Annotated in this window: 13 protein-coding genes; 1 reads left to right on the forward strand and 12 read right to left on the reverse strand. The window is 65.9% G+C overall.

All coding sequences use genetic code 11. The features are described 5' to 3' along the window. Positions 1 to 79: 79 nt before the first annotated feature. The 8 genes from P6U31_RS23405 to P6U31_RS23440 form a co-directional block, all read right to left on the reverse strand. Complete coding sequence (locus tag P6U31_RS23405; RefSeq protein WP_407184140.1) at positions 80 to 1,282, reverse strand: calcium-binding protein; 1,203 nt, start codon at positions 1,280 to 1,282, stop codon at positions 80 to 82. 98 nt (positions 1,283 to 1,380) lie between these two features. Then, positions 1,381 to 1,644, reverse strand: a complete 264-nt coding sequence (locus P6U31_RS23410) for a hypothetical protein (RefSeq protein WP_407184141.1) — start codon at positions 1,642 to 1,644, stop codon at positions 1,381 to 1,383. A 156-nt stretch (positions 1,645 to 1,800) separates the two neighbouring features. Then, positions 1,801 to 3,294, reverse strand: coding sequence for an ABC transporter substrate-binding protein (locus P6U31_RS23415; RefSeq protein WP_407184142.1), 1,494 nt, complete (start codon positions 3,292 to 3,294; stop codon positions 1,801 to 1,803). Positions 3,295 to 3,327: 33 nt separating this feature from the next. Beyond that, entirely contained in the window at positions 3,328 to 4,353 is a 1,026-nt protein-coding gene (locus P6U31_RS23420; protein WP_407184143.1) for an ABC transporter ATP-binding protein, read from the reverse strand. Next, positions 4,350 to 5,363 carry an ABC transporter ATP-binding protein gene (locus P6U31_RS23425; protein WP_407184144.1) on the reverse strand — a complete coding sequence of 338 codons (1,014 nt, stop codon included), beginning with the start codon at positions 5,361 to 5,363 and terminating at the stop codon, positions 4,350 to 4,352. Before P6U31_RS23425 ends, P6U31_RS23420 begins: the two co-directional genes overlap by 4 nt. Before the next feature lie 2 nt (positions 5,364 to 5,365). Beyond that, entirely contained in the window at positions 5,366 to 6,259 is an 894-nt protein-coding gene (locus tag P6U31_RS23430) for an ABC transporter permease (protein WP_407184145.1), read from the reverse strand. Further along, a complete protein-coding gene (locus tag P6U31_RS23435) occupies positions 6,256 to 7,206 on the reverse strand; it encodes an ABC transporter permease (protein WP_407184146.1) in 951 nt (316 codons plus the stop codon). Before P6U31_RS23435 ends, P6U31_RS23430 begins: the two co-directional genes overlap by 4 nt. 84 nt (positions 7,207 to 7,290) lie before the next feature. Further along, a complete protein-coding gene (locus P6U31_RS23440; RefSeq protein WP_407189923.1) occupies positions 7,291 to 8,712 on the reverse strand; it encodes an amidase in 1,422 nt (473 codons plus the stop codon). Positions 8,713 to 8,835: 123 nt separating this feature from the next. On the opposite strand from P6U31_RS23440, the gene P6U31_RS23445 reads away from it, so the two are divergent. Continuing rightward, positions 8,836 to 9,723 (forward strand): LysR family transcriptional regulator, encoded by an 888-nt coding sequence (locus P6U31_RS23445; RefSeq protein ID WP_407189924.1) that lies wholly within the window; start codon positions 8,836 to 8,838, stop codon positions 9,721 to 9,723. Positions 9,724 to 9,730: 7 nt separating this feature from the next. Here the strand turns inward: P6U31_RS23445 and P6U31_RS23450 are convergent, their stop codons facing one another. Genes P6U31_RS23450 through P6U31_RS23465 form a run of 4 tightly spaced genes read right to left on the reverse strand, consistent with a single transcriptional unit; the run spans position 9,731 to position 14,171 of the window. Next, positions 9,731 to 10,666: a carbohydrate kinase family protein gene (locus tag P6U31_RS23450; RefSeq protein ID WP_407184147.1), complete on the reverse strand. Its 936-nt coding sequence runs from the start codon at positions 10,664 to 10,666 to the stop codon at positions 9,731 to 9,733. Between the two features lie 5 nt (positions 10,667 to 10,671). Beyond that, positions 10,672 to 12,318, reverse strand: a complete 1,647-nt coding sequence (locus P6U31_RS23455; RefSeq protein ID WP_407184148.1) for an FGGY-family carbohydrate kinase — start codon at positions 12,316 to 12,318, stop codon at positions 10,672 to 10,674. A 40-nt stretch (positions 12,319 to 12,358) separates the two neighbouring features. Continuing rightward, a complete protein-coding gene (locus tag P6U31_RS23460) occupies positions 12,359 to 13,132 on the reverse strand; it encodes an SDR family NAD(P)-dependent oxidoreductase (protein WP_407184149.1) in 774 nt (257 codons plus the stop codon). Positions 13,133 to 13,163: 31 nt separating this feature from the next. Continuing rightward, a complete protein-coding gene (locus P6U31_RS23465) occupies positions 13,164 to 14,171 on the reverse strand; it encodes an ABC transporter ATP-binding protein (RefSeq protein WP_407184150.1) in 1,008 nt (335 codons plus the stop codon). Positions 14,172 to 14,180 lie beyond the last annotated feature (9 nt).

Consider the following 14,180-nt stretch of genomic DNA (forward strand, 5'->3'; position numbering starts at 1 on the left):
GGTTTGCCGGAATGCGGAGCAGGCAAAATTCGTCATTGCGCCGTCGCAATCGCGACGTCGCTGCTTTTGCTCTGCGTCCTCAGATGATGAAGTCGGTCTGATGCAGGTTCGCCGCGTGAACCCCGTCCAGCGTGATCGAATCGTTGGCGGAAAGATGGATCACGGCATCGCCGGCGCTGTTGTCGCTGATCAGTTTCGACAGCGCCGTCCAGTCTGCAAAGCCGTAGTCCTGCACATCGATCAAATCCTGTTCCACCGCGGTGCTGCCGAGGGCCTTGTTGCCCTGATCGAAGTCGTTGATCGTGTCGTTGCCGGAGCCCGTGTGGAAGACGAACAAGTCGCTGTTTCCCCCGCCCCACATCTGGTCGTCGCCGGCTCCGCCGTTCAGCGTGTCGACGCCGCCAGTGATCGCACCAGGTGCGGCCGGTTCATAGCTTCCCGCATCGCCATACATGAAATCGCGGCCCGCACCGCCATTGAGCACATCGTTGCCGCCTTGGGAATGGCCGACCATGATTGGGGCATCGCCATACATCTGCGCGACGGCATTCGTGTAGAGGCCGGCGAGCTTGGCGGTGAGCACATCGTCGCCTCCTTTGGCGAAATCCATCAGGGATGTCGCCGAATTCCCGAACAAGGTTCCGCCTGAAATGGCGCTGTCACCGTTCAAGGTGATGGACAGGCTGTCGTTGCCGCCCTGCGCGAGGCCTCGCAAGGAACCGATGGCGTCTCCGCTGACGGTTGCCCCGCCGTCCATTGTGAGCACGCTGACATCGAGCGTGTCGTTGCCACCACGCGAGGTGTCCATCATGGAACCGCCGGCATCGCCGGCGAACAGATTGGCGCCGCCGCGCCAGGCGATCGAGCCGCTGATGTCGTCATGGCCGCCCTGCGCATTGCCCGACATGTCGCCCGCAACGTCCCCGAAGGCCGAGATCGTCGTGTAGACGGTGCGGCTGGCATCCGCGACGATGGTGTCGTTGCCGCCCTTGGCGTCATCGATCATCGACTGGGTATCGCCGATCACGACGGCGGTGTCCCAGCCACCGTCGATGTCGGCGATCAGCGTGTCGTTTCCGCCTTGGGAATGACCGAGCAACATCGTGTGGTCGTCGCCGAAGATCGTGAGTCTTGCATTGATCGCGTCGATATTGGCCGTCACGGTGTCGTTGCCGCCCACGACGTCGGTGGAGGCCGGAAAGCCGGGGTCTCCGTAGATGGCCGCGGTTTGGCCAAATTGGTCAAGCGTGACGTCGTAGGTATCGTTCGGCAGATGCTGCATGGCGTACTCCCATTTCATTGTCGGAAGCGAGCCTGACGCCTGCAGAATTCTCGTTTCTTGCAAGACGCGTTGTTGACCACGCTTCACCGGGAGCGAATCTACCTTTGGTAGATGGCAGAGATTTGCAGGAATTCGGGAGAGAGTTTGCGGATGGAACTTGCGGTCGCGTCGTTGCGCTCGAAATTGACATCGGGCTTGTCGGTGGGTGCGATCCGCAGCACCTGATCGCTGACAAGCGCGAGCCGTGAAGTCTCGGTCGGTCTGCTTCTCCCGACGGTCTTCCGAACCATGAGGCCGCGCGGATGATGGATTGCCGCTGTTTTGCCCGACGGATCAACCTTCGGCGCAGCCGTATCGACCATGAACTGGGCCTCGCGCAAGCCATTGAAATGACTGCGCCCGGCTACTGTGCATGGGGTTGTTTTTCAGTTTTCTGTTTTGGATGGGCGAGACGATTGGCCTCCCCCCGATGGGGAGAGGCCAAATCGAAGCGACAGGCTCGACGTGATCGAGCGTTGCTACTCCCAAGCCCAAGCTGAGAAATCGTTCTCGAACTGCGGAACTTCCTTCCAGACGCCCTTCAGCTTCTTGTTGATGACGGTGGGCCATTGCGGCTGGAACAGGTAGGCGGACACGGCATCGGTGGCCAGCATGCGCTGGGCGTCGCCGAGAAGCTTCGCGCGAGCGGCCTCATCCGGCGTCGACACGATCTGCTTGTAGAGCGCGTTGAACGCCTCGTTGTTGTAGCCGAGATAGTAGTCCGGCTCGGTGAGCTTGACGAGGTCGAACGGCTCGACATGGCTGACGATGGTGAGATCGAAATTGTGCGGACCGTTCGGCGCGAACACCTGCGACAGCCATTGCGCCCATTCGACGTTCTCGATCTTGGCGACGATGCCGACCTTGGCGAGCTGCGCCGCGACGATCTCGCCGCCCTGCCGCGCATAGGGCGGCGGCGGCAGCTTCAGCGACAGCTCGAGCGGCGTGGTGACGCCGGCTTCGGTGAGCAGCTTCTTGGCCTTGTCGGGGTCGTATGGATTGACACCGGTGGTGTCGACATAGCCGAGCGATCCGGGCGTGTAGAAGCTGCCGATCGGCGTGCCGAAGCCTTCGACCGCGCCATCGATCAACGCCTTGCGGTCGATCGCAGCGAGGATGGCGCGGCGGACGCGGACATCGTCCAGCGGCTTCTTGCGATGATTGATCGCGACGATGGTCTTGGCCCTGGATCCGCCGATCAGCACGGTGAAGCGCGGGTCGCTCTTGAACTGAGCCACGACACGGGTTGCGATGCGCGGAAATGCGTCGACGTCGCCCGACAGCAGCGCCGCCGCCTGCGCGGCCGGATCGGAGATGAAGCGGATCGTCACCTTCGAGAGCTTGATCGCGGAGGCGTTGCGGTAGTCGGCCCATTTGTTCAGCGTGATCGAGGAGCCCTTGGCCCAGGCTCCCAACTGGTAGGGTCCGGTTCCGACCGGCTGGGTAACGTTGGTCGCCGCGCTTTTCGGCTCGACGATCGAGCCGCTCGCCTGCCCGAGCAGGAACGGCAGGTTCGGCTCGGAATATTTCAGGGTGATCACGATGGTGTCGGCATCGGGGACGTCGACCTTCTCGAACGCCTGAAACAGGCTCTTGTCCTTATTGGTGCTGGTCGGTGCCGCGTTGCGTTCGAACGAAAACTTCACCGCCGCGGAATCGAACGGCTCGCCATTGTGGAATTTGACGCCCTTGCGCAGCTTGAACGTATAGGTCTTCAGATCAGGCGAAGCGGTCCAGCTCTCTGCCAGCAGCGGCGAGGTCGAGCCATCCTCGTTGATCTTGGTCAGGGTCTCGTAGATGTTGTAGAGCGTGACCTCGGCGATCGCCGCGGCAGCGGCATTGGTCGGATCGAGCCCCGGCGGCTCCAGCGTCATCGCCATGACGACGCTGTCCTTCTTGCTCTGCGCCAGCACCGGCAACGGCGCCGCGGCAAGCGCGGCGGCAAACGCGACGATCGATAATTTCCTGAACATGCGCAACTCCCCGGCCCTGTTCTGTTCTTAAGCCTACGCCAATCCTGCTCCGGACACTACTTCCATGGCCGCCGGCGGCAACGCCATCACGGCTTCCGCCCTGTGGCAGGCGGCAAGGTGCCCCTCGCCGACCTTGCGTAACGCAGGCAGGGCCTCGCGGCAATGCTGGTCGGCGAGCGGGCAGCGCGCGACATAGGGGCATCCGGCCATTGCGGCCGCTTGCGAGGCGATCGCCTGGCCTCCGCGCCGGCGCCGGGTGCCTCCGGCGCGCGCCCGCGGCACGGCCTCCAGCAGCGCCCGGGTATAGGGATGGGCGCAGCGCTCGAACAGATCCTCCGGCCGGCCCTGCTCAACGATGCGGCCGAGATACATCACCGCGACCTCGTCGCAGAGATAGTCGACCACGGCGAGGTCATGGCTGATCAGGATATAGCTGAGGCCGAACTGCTCCTGCAGATCCTGCATCAGGTTCAGCACCTGGGCCTGGACCGAGACGTCGAGGGCGGAGACCGGCTCGTCGGCGACGATCAGCTTGGGCTGGGTAATCAGCGCGCGCGCAATGGCGATGCGCTGGCGCTGGCCGCCGGAGAATTCGTGCGGGTATTTGTCCATGTCGGCATCGCGCAAGCCCACCTGGCGCAACACCGTGGCGACGCGCTCGCGTAAGGTGGCGCGGTCTGCCCCTTCGAGCACCGTCAGCGGCTCGGCGACGATGCGGGCGATGGTCTGGCGCGGATCGAGCGAGCCGTAGGGATCCTGGAACACCATCTGGAAATCGCGGCGGGCGCGGCGCAGCTCGTCGGCCGGGATACGATTGAGATCGCGCCCGAGCAGCGCCACCTGCCCCGAGGTCGGCCGCTCCAGCGCCATCACCACGCGCGCGAAGGTCGACTTGCCCGAACCGGATTCGCCGACGATGCCGAGGCTTTTTCCCGCCTCGACCTGCACGCTGACGCCGTTGAGCGCGCGCACCTGGCCCGACGGGCGAAACAGACTCTCGCGCGGCAGAGCGTAGCGCTGTTCGAGATCCCTCACGTCGAGAAGCGGTGCGGCGCTCATGCGATCAGCGCTCCGACGCGTTCTGCCATCGAAACATCGGTCCTGATGCAGCGGACGAAATGTCCGGGTCCGACGTCGACCATCGCCGGAAGCGCGGCGCGGCACCGATCGATCACGAGCGGACAGCGGTCCGAGAAGGTGCAGCCGGACGGCAAATCGGCAAGCTCCGGCACGGTCCCCGCGATCGTCTTCAGGCGTGTGCCCTTGCGCGCGCCGAGCTTCGGCCGCGCGCGGAACAGGCCCTGCGTGTAGGGATGGCCCATGCGGCGGAAGACTTCGTCGGTCGGCCCGCTTTCGACGACAGTGCCGCCATACATCACCATCATGCGCTGCACGTTCTCGGCGATGACGCCGAGGTCGTGCGAGATCAGGATCATGGACATGCCGCGCTCCTCGACGAGATCGGCGATGAGGTCGAGGATCTGGCCCTGGATGGTGACGTCGAGCGCGGTGGTCGGCTCGTCCGCGATCAACAGATCGGGCTCGCAGGCGAGCGCCATGGCGATGGTGATGCGCTGGCGCTGGCCGCCGGAAAACTGGTGCGGATAGGCATCGACGCGCTTGGCCGGATCGGGCAGTCCGACGCGGTCGAGCAAGGCGATCGCCTCTTTTCGCGCCTGCGCCGCCGAATGCTTCTTGTGGCGTCGCAGCGGCTCGGCGACCTGATGCCCGATCGTATGCATCGGATTGAGCGCGGTCATCGGCTCCTGGAAGATCATGCTGATGCGATTGCCGCGCAGGCGGCAATAATCCGCATCCGGCAGCCCCGCGAGCTCGTTGCCGTCCAACTTGATGCTGCCCGAGACCACCGCGCTCTCGGGCAGCAGCCCCATCAGGGACATCGCGGTGACCGACTTGCCGCAACCGGACTCGCCGACGAGTCCCAGCGTCTCGCCGCGCTTGAGCGAGAAGCTGACGCCGCGCACGGCTTGCGCCGGCCCGCGGCTGGTGTTGAGCCGGACGCCGAGATTGTCGACCTCGATCAGCGGCACGGCCTGTCGCTCGCCCATCGTCATCGCTCCCGCGCCAGTCGTGGATCGAGCAGGTCGCGCAAGCCGTCGCCGAGCAGATTGAGGCCCAGCACCGCGATCGCGATCGCAGCGCCCGGATAGACCGCGAGCATCGGCGACTGGAACAGCAGCGTCTGCGCATCGTTCAGCATCCGTCCCCAGGACGGCTGCGGCGGCTGCGTGCCGAGGCCGAGATAGGACAAAGCGGCTTCGGCGAGAATGGCGAGCGCGAACTGGATGGTGACCTGCACGATCAGAATCGACAGGATGTTGGGCAGCACGTGCTCGATGGTGATGCGGAAGGCGCCCTTGCCCGCGGCGCGCGCGGCCAGCACGAATTCGCGCGCCCAGATCGCATTGGCCGAGCCGCGCGTCAGTCGGGTCAACGTCGGGATCTGGAAGATTCCGATCGCGACGATCGAGGTGACCATGCCGGGTCCCACGACCGCGGCGAGCATGATCGCCGACAGCACCGCCGGAAAAGCGAAGGTGAAATCCGAGAAGCGCATGATGATCTCTTCGGTCCAGCCGCGCCGGGCCGAGGCGATCAGGCCGAGCGTGACGCCGAAGGTAAGACCGATGCTGACGGCAATGATGCCGACCATGATGGTGGAGCGGGCACCGGCGAGCAGCAGCGAGACGATGTCGCGGCCGAAGGAATCGGTGCCGAGCCAGTGAGCGGCCGATGGCGGCCGCAGCTTCGAGGCGATATCGATCTCATAGGGCGACCACGGCGTCCACACCAGCGACAGGAGCGCCGAGCTCAGCACCAGAAGGCTCAGCGTGCCACCGAGGACGAAGCTGCGGTGGCGCAGCGCACGGCCCCAGAACGTGCGCGCCGGCACACGGCGCGCGGCCATCGGCACCTCAACCGGCGTGGTCAGGGGCGCGCTCACAGGTCGTGCACCTTGATGCGGGGATCGATGAAGGCATAGAGCACGTCGACCACGAAATTGACGATGACGACCATGGTCGCCAGCAGCATCACGCAGTTGCGCACCACGATCAGGTCGCGGTTGGCGATCGACTGGAAGATCAGCCGGCCGAGACCCGGCAGGTAGAACACGTTCTCGATCACGATCGTGCCGGCCAGCAGATTGGCGAATTGCAGCCCCATCACCGTCATGACCGGAATCATCGCGTTGCGCAGCACGTGGCTCCACAGCACCTCGCGCTTGCCGAGCCCCTTCGCGCGCGCCGTTCGAACAAAATCCTCGCGCAGCACCTCCAGCACGGCCGAACGCGTGACGCGCGCGAGGATCGCGGCCTGCACCACCGCGAGCGAGATCGCCGGCAGCAGCAGCGATTTCACGCCCAGCCAGATGCCGTCCTCCCAGCCGGCAAAGCCGCCCGCCGAGAGCCATTGCAGCCGCACCGCGAACAACAGCACCAGCAGGATCGCGAACCAGAAATTCGGCAGCGCGATACCGACCTGCGTCAGCGACATCACGCCGACGTCGCCAAGCTTGTTGTGGTTGGCGGCGGTGTAGATGCCGGCCGAGAGCGCCAGCGTCACCGTGATCGTCATGGCCATGATGGCGAGCGGAACGGTCAGCGCCAGCCGCTCCGCGATCAGACTGGCGACCGGCGTGCCGTAGACATAGGAGTTGCCGAGATCGCCGACGAGAAGGCCCTTGATCCATTGCAGATAGCGAACCGCCAGCGGCTGGTCGAGCCCAAGCTTGACGGTGAGCGCGCGGACCGCATCCGCCGAGGCATCCGCGCCCATCAGCATCTGCGCGGCATTGCCGGGAAGAGCATCCAGCACCAGGAATATGATCAGGGACGCGCCGACCAGCGTCGCCAGCAAGGTCAACAGACGTCGGAGGAGAAATACGCTCATGCGCGCTCGGCTTCAGGGCTCAACCGCGGCACGAACACCATGTCCGGACGCCGGAGGCAAGCTCTTTGCTGCATGCCTATCTCCTCAAGCCGGCCAGCGGGACAGAAGGTCGCTGGACGCCTCGAACAGCGCGCTCACGCGCAGCAATTCCGCATCGCCGCGGAAGCGGCCGGCGAGTTGAAGCCCGATCGGCAGGCCGTCGCGGCCAAAGCCGCAGGGCACGCTGATGGCGGGGTGGCCGGTCATGTTGAATGGCATGGTCCAGGGGAACCAGTGCGGCCGCACGCTGTCGAAATGTCGCCCATCGATCTCGATGCTGCCGAACAGGTCCTGGCTGATCGGCAGCGCCGTGCGCGTCAGGGTCGGCATCGCCAGGACGTGCCCGCGCGCAAGCAATGATTGCACGCGACGGAACAGCGCGGTGCGCGCGAACATCGCCTCCTGGTAATCGACGCCGCTCAGCTCCGTGGCGAGCGCGAGCTGCTTGAGAAAGGCCTCGCTCAGCTCCTCGCCGTGCTCGGCAGCGAGCTTTGCAAAGCGTGTGCGCCAGACCGTGTGGTTGATGGCACGCCAGATCGGCTCGATGTCGAAGCCGTCGCCGGAGAATTCCTCCAGCTCGGCGCCGAGCCCCGCCAGCCGGTCGAGGCTCGCCTTGAAATTGCCGGCGACTTCAGCGGAGACTGGGCGGCCCGGCGGCGTCAGGCAGTACAATATCCGCTGCCCGCGCAGATCGCCGCGCGGGGCGGCGGCGCCGACGAAGTTGGGCACGGGCACGCCGATCGACCAGGGATCGCAAGGGTCTTCCCCGGCCATCGCCTGCATCATCAGAGCGGTGTCGGCGACGGTGCGGGTGGTCGGCGTGACATAGGTCTGGTTGCCGAACGCGTCCAGCGCCTGGCTGTGCGGGATGATGCCGTTGCTCTGTTTCAGGCCGACCACGCCATTGCAGGCGGCGGGAATCCGCGTCGAGCCGCCGCCGTCGGTCGCGATCGCAAGCGGCGCGATGCCGCTCGCCACTGCCACCGCCGCGCCGCCGCTGGAGCCGCCGGAGGAGCGGCAGGCGTCCCACGCATTGCGGGTACGGCCGAACAACGGGGAATCCGTCAGGCACTTGCTGCCGAACTCCGGCGTCGTGGTCTTGCCGATCAGGATCGCACCTTCGCTGCGCAACCGCGCCACCGCGACGGCATCCTCGTTCGGCACATTGTTCCTGTAGGGAATGGCGCCGAAGGTGGTCTTGACGCCCTTGGTGTTGACGATGTCCTTGACGGTGATGGGGATGCCGTGCAGCAGGCCGAGAGGCTCGCCAGCCATCACCTGGCGCTCGGCCGCGCGCGCCTGCGCCATCGCCTCCTCGCCGCAGAGCGTGATGAAGCAGTTCAACTCGGGCTGGAGCGCCTCGGCGCGCGCGAGCACGGCACTGACGATCTCGACAGGCGAAATCCGCTTGGCGGCAATGAGACCGCGCAGCTCGGTTGCGGACAGGAGACAGGGATCGCCGTTCATCGTCACATCACGCTCCGCAGCTGGTCCTCGTTGGCCCAAAGCATTGACAGCGAGAATGACAGTTTTGTTAACTCGCCGTCCAATACGATTTTGATCGCCAACCCATACGCATTCGGTATGCCAATGGATCTCCGCCGGCTCCGCTATTTCGTCGCCGTGGCCGAGGCGCGCAGCATCGGCAAGGCCGCCGAGCGGCTGCGGATGGCGCAGCCGCCGCTCTCGGTCCAGATCCGCAAGCTGGAGGCCGAGATCGGCGCGCCTCTGTTCCGCCGCGGCACCCGCGGCATGGACCTGACCGAGGCAGGCCAGGCGCTGCTGGCGCGCGCCAGCGAGGCGCTGGCGCTGGCCGCGGACGGCGCCGAGGCGGCGCGCGCGGTCGCCGCCGGCAAGCGCGGGCGGCTCTCGGTCGGCTACATGTTCGTGCTGGCGAATGCGATGCTGCCGCGGCTGATCCCCGAGCTGCGCCGCTCGGTTCCCGGCGTCGACCTCGAATTCGCAGAGCTCAGCGCTTCGACGCGCGAGGCGCGGGTGCTCGATCGCAGCGTCACAGTCGCACTGTGCATGCCGGCCATCAACCATCCCGAGATCCAGGTGGCGCGGATCGGGGTGCAACGCTTCATGCTGGCCATGCCGAGCAGCTCGCCGCTTGCCCGCCTGGGCTCAGTACCGATGGCGCGGCTGCACGGCCGTCCGCTGATCGCGCTCCCGCATCCGGACCATGGTCCCGCATCGTCCGCCGTGGTCCCCCTGCTGCGCCGGCACCAGGTGGTGATGCCGATCGCGAGCCGGGTGGAGACCGTGCATTCGGCGATGAGCCTGGTTCTGGCCGGCGAAGGCCTCGCCATCCTGCCGGCCTGCGCGCAGCTCGGCGCGCCGCGCGGCATCGTGTTCAGGCCGCTGCGCGATGCCACCGACTCCCTTGACATCGCGGTATGCTGGCGGCGGGATTCCCAGAGCCCGCTGATCGGGACCTTCATCAAATGCGCCGAGAAGGCCGTCGCGCGGATGTGAGTCGGCCCTACCAGCTCCAATTGATCTCGTGGCTCCAGGGCGGATCGGCGCCCGGGCGCGTGCAGGTCAGGCCGGCGCAATTGGCGGCAAAGGACAGCGCGCGGCGAAGCTCGTCGGCACCGATGTCCTTTAATGCTTGCCGGGCGATACGACCCTGCTTGTGCAGAGCGAACAGCAGCGCCGCCTGAAAACTGTCGCCGGCGCCGATGGTGTCGGCAACCTCGACCTTCGGAGCCTGCACCTCGATCTGCCCTGCCCCGGCGTGCCAGGCGACCGCACCATTGTTGCCGCGGGTGATGACGACGAGGCTGGTGCCCTGCCCCAGCAGAGTGCCCGCGCGCTGCTGATCGGGCTCGTCGCCATAGAGATAGGCGAAATCGACATCCGACATCTTGACGAGATCGGCGTGGCCGGCGAACTCCGCCATCCGCGCCAGATAAGACGGTTTGTCCTTGACGAGATTGGGGCGACAGTTGGGATCGAAGGAGATCGTCGAGGACGCGCGCGCACCTGCGATCAGCGCCTTGGTCTCAGCGGCGCCCTGGTCGTTCACCAGCGTGGTCGAGCCGACATGGACGGCCTCAATGTCCGCGAACGGAATGGTCCCGCGCCGATAAGTCCAGTGCCGCGCCGCGGTCTCGGCATCGTAGAAGGCGTAGTGCGACTCGCCGGCGACGATGCGGACGAAAGCGAGCGTTGTCTGGTGATCGCTGCGGGTGGCGAGGCTGAGATCGACTTGCGAGGCTACGGCGTGGTCCGCGATCATCCGCCCGAACATGTCAGTCGAGACGCCGCCGACAAAGCCGGCCGGCGCGCCGAGCCGCGCCATGCCGATCGCGACGTTGAGGCAGGAACCGCCGACCGCCGGCATCACGGCCTCGCGCCCCTCGGCGGTTCGCGTCGGCACGAAATCGATCAGCGCATCGCCGCAGGCAATCAGCATGTCCTTCACCCTCTCGCGATGCCGCCCATCGCGGCACGGCTACCGCGGTCGACCTCGCGCAGCAGCTTGTAGACCTGACGCTTGCGCGTGTGAAACGCGGCCATGTCGGGCGCGGTCGGCTCGCTCTTCCCTCCCAACGCCGACATGCTGGCCATGGTCTCGCCGATCGAAGCATAGGCGCCGCCCGCCACCGCCCCCAGCATCGCCGCACCCAGCAGCACCGGCTCTCTGGTCTGCGGCAGCGCGACCGTGAGGCCGGTCGTATCCGCCATGATCTGCCGCACCAGTGGACTGCGGCTCGCACCGCCACCCATGATCATGATGCTGGAGCGCACGCCATGCGCGGCAAAGGCCTCGATCACCTCGGCGAGCCCATAGGCGAGTCCACACAGGCCCGCGACGAACAGCCGCTCCATCGAGGCGATGTCGGTGTCGAGATCGAGGCCGGCGATCACCGCGCGGGTGTCAGGATCGGCATAAGGCGAGCGGTTGCCGATGAACTCGGGCAGCACATGGATATCGCGGGCCAAGAGCGCGGCGCGGCTGGCATTGCCGGCGCGCGCGATGATGCGGCGCTCGAGGAAATCGATGAGGTCGAGGCCCTCGCTGCGCGCTGCCGCGCTCGCCTCGGCATGAGCCGGATGCGACTTGAGGAGATGGTCGATCGCCGCGCCCGCCGCCGACTGGCCGCCCTCGTTGAGCCAGAAGTCCGGGACCATGCCGGAGTAATAAGGCCCCCATACGCCCGGCACGAAACACGGCTCCCTCGTCGTCGCCATGATACAGGCCGACGTTCCCATGATGTAGGCGAGCCGGTCACAGACGTCGCTCGCTCCGCCTGCACCATCGCGGCCGCCGATCGCCCCGATGCCGCCGGCATGGGCATCGATCAACGAGGCACCGATCGGTATGCCCGCCGGCAGGCCGAGCTCGGCCGCGGCGCTGCGGGTGAGACCGGTGCCGAGCCGCGTGCCGGGGGCGACGATCTCGGTGCCGATGCGGGCATATTTCTCGTTGACGAAGTCCGACAGGCCGATGCGCTTGAAGAATGGCGCGCTCCAGCCGCCGCCGTCATGGGCGAGGTAGTTCCATTTGCAGGTGACGGTGCAGGTCGAGCGCTGCAGCGAGCCGGTCGCGCGCCAGGTCAGATAATCCGAGAGATCGAAGAAGTGGCCAGCGGCGTCGAAGCTCTCGCGCAGGTGTCGCTTCAGCCATAACAGCTTCGGCATCTCCATCTCGGGCGAGATCGAACCGCCGACATAGCGCAGCACGGCGTCCTCGGTCTCGTTGATCAGCCGCGCCTCGGCAACGGCGCGATGATCCATCCAGACGATGACATTGCGTTGCTTGTCGCCGGATGCGCTGACGGTGAGCGGCACGCCCTGCCTGTCGAGGACAACCAGCGAGCATGTCGCATCAAAGCCGATGCCGCCGACGCTGTCGGGCAGGATTTCCGCGTCCGCCATCGCCGCACGCACCGATCTGACGCAGGCCTCCCAGATGTCCTGGGATGACTGCTCGACGATGTCTCCGGCCTCGTGCCAGATCCTGATCGGATGCCGGGCCGTGGCCAGAAGCGTGCCCGCCTCGTCAAACACACCCGCCCGCGTGCTCGTGGTCCCCACGTCGACGCCGATATACGCTCGCGGCATTTTCGCTCCCGGTCGCTTTCCGTCAGTTTTGACGGTGAGCCTACCAGCAAGTGTAACCGCCATCCACCAGCACGATGCTGCCGGTCATCAGGCTCGCGGCCTCGGACGAGAGGAACAGCACGACGGAGGCGATCTCCTCGACCTGTCCCATCCGCGCCATCGGAGTTCCACCGATCCAGGCGTCGTACATTTTCGGATTGCTCTTCACGAAAGCGTTAAGCGGCGTCTCGATATAGGTCGGCGCCACCGCGTTGACGCGGATACCGCGCGCGCCCCATTCGGCGGCGAGCGACTTGGTCAGATGATGCACTGCCGCCTTGGAGGCGTTGTAGAAGCACTGCTCCTGCGGCTTGTTGACGATGAAGCCGGACATCGAGCCGACATTGACGATGGCGCCGCTTTTCGCGTTCAGCATGTGCTTGCCGAACTCGCGGCAGCACCAGAAGGTGCCGTTGAGATTGACGTCGATGACGTTGAGCCAGTGCTCGTCGGTGACGGTCTCGGCCGGGGTTTCGCTGCGGGCGATGCCGGCGTTGTTGACGAGAATGTCGACCTTGCCATGGCGGGCGACGAGGTCGTTCGCGACCTCCGCCACCCGCTTGGTGTCGGTCACGTCCATGATCGCCGTCTCGATGTCGAATCCCTTCGCCTCCAGGCTGGCCTTGGCGCTGTCGGCGACCTTGCTGTCGCGGTCGCCGATGATGACCCTGGCGCCGGCTTCAGCCAGCGCTTCCGCGCAGCCAAGGCCGATGCCCTGTCCGCCGCCGGTGATGAACGCGGTCTTGCCGTTCAGCTTGAATTTTTCCAGGTACATGGTGGTCTTTCCGTTCTATTGCCGTTTCTTCTCAGCCTCGAAGCGCATTGCCGGCCTCGTCGAAGCGATGGATGCGCGCGGGGTCCGGCAGCAGCGAGACGCGGTCGCCGGCATGCAGACTCAATTCGCCGACATAGCGCGCCGTCAGCATGCCGAGCGGGCCGGCATCGACGTAAAGAAAGGTGTCGCTTCCGAGATGTTCGGCAACCGAAATCGTGCCCAGCCAGCCGCTGGCGCCGTCGCGTTCGATCTTCAGATGCTCCGGCCGGACTCCGATAGTGGCCGCGCCACGTTGCAGGGCATTCTCGCCGGTGACGAAATTCATCTTCGGCGAGCCGATGAAGCCGGCGACGAAAAGATTGGCGGGCCGCTCGTAGAGCTCAAGCGGCGAGCCGTATTGCTCGATCTTGCCGCCGTTGAGCACCACGATCTTGTCGGCCATGGTCATGGCTTCGACCTGGTCGTGGGTGACGTAGATTGCGGTGGTGCCGAGCTGCTTCTGCAGCCGCGTCACCTCGATGCGCATCTGCACGCGCAGCGCAGCATCGAGATTGGACAGCGGCTCGTCGAACAGAAACGCCTTGGGCTCGCGCACGATGGCGCGGCCGATCGCGACGCGCTGGCGCTGGCCGCCGGAGAGCTCGCGCGGCTTGCGGTCGAGATAGGGCGTCAGGTTCAAGGTGGCGGCGGCGGCCTCGACCTTGCGGTTGATCTCGTCCTTCGGCAGCCCCGCCATCTTCAGGCCGAAGCCGATATTGCCGCGCACGCTCATATGCGGATAGAGCGCATAGGACTGAAACACCATCGAGAGGCCGCGCTTGGCCGGCGGGGTGTCGACCACGTTCCTGCCATCGATCAGGATGCTGCCGCCGGTGACATCTTCGAGCCCGGCGATCAGCCGCAGCAGCGTGGTCTTGCCGCAGCCGGATGGGCCGACGAACACCACGAACGAGCCGTCGGCGATGTCGAGGTCGGCGCCCTTGATGATGTGCACGGGGCCAAAGGATTTTTGCACGCCCTGAAGTGTGATCTGACCCATGGCAGCCCC

The organism is Bradyrhizobium centrosematis, assembly GCF_045571495.1.
Classification (GTDB): Bacteria; Pseudomonadota; Alphaproteobacteria; order Rhizobiales; family Xanthobacteraceae; genus Bradyrhizobium; species Bradyrhizobium centrosematis.

Bases quoted from the DNA above. Each gene is read 5' to 3' on its own strand.
- P6U31_RS23405 (WP_407184140.1), bottom strand. From the start codon at position 1,282: ATGCAGCATCTGCCGAACGATACCTACGACGTCACGCTTGACCAATTT.
- P6U31_RS23415 (WP_407184142.1), bottom strand. From the start codon at position 3,294: ATGTTCAGGAAATTATCGATCGTCGCGTTTGCCGCCGCGCTTGCCGCG.
- P6U31_RS23460 (WP_407184149.1), bottom strand. From the start codon at position 13,132: ATGTACCTGGAAAAATTCAAGCTGAACGGCAAGACCGCGTTCATCACC.
- P6U31_RS23450 (WP_407184147.1), bottom strand. From the start codon at position 10,666: ATGCTGATTGCCTGCGGCGATGCGCTGATCGATTTCGTGCCGACGCGA.
- P6U31_RS23445 (WP_407189924.1), top strand. From the start codon at position 8,836: ATGGATCTCCGCCGGCTCCGCTATTTCGTCGCCGTGGCCGAGGCGCGC.
- P6U31_RS23425 (WP_407184144.1), bottom strand. From the start codon at position 5,363: ATGGGCGAGCGACAGGCCGTGCCGCTGATCGAGGTCGACAATCTCGGC.
- P6U31_RS23420 (WP_407184143.1), bottom strand. From the start codon at position 4,353: ATGAGCGCCGCACCGCTTCTCGACGTGAGGGATCTCGAACAGCGCTAC.
- P6U31_RS23440 (WP_407189923.1), bottom strand. From the start codon at position 8,712: ATGAACGGCGATCCCTGTCTCCTGTCCGCAACCGAGCTGCGCGGTCTC.
- P6U31_RS23455 (WP_407184148.1), bottom strand. From the start codon at position 12,318: ATGCCGCGAGCGTATATCGGCGTCGACGTGGGGACCACGAGCACGCGG.
- P6U31_RS23435 (WP_407184146.1), bottom strand. From the start codon at position 7,206: ATGAGCGTATTTCTCCTCCGACGTCTGTTGACCTTGCTGGCGACGCTG.
- P6U31_RS23465 (WP_407184150.1), bottom strand. From the start codon at position 14,171: ATGGGTCAGATCACACTTCAGGGCGTGCAAAAATCCTTTGGCCCCGTG.
- P6U31_RS23410 (WP_407184141.1), bottom strand. From the start codon at position 1,644: ATGGTCGATACGGCTGCGCCGAAGGTTGATCCGTCGGGCAAAACAGCG.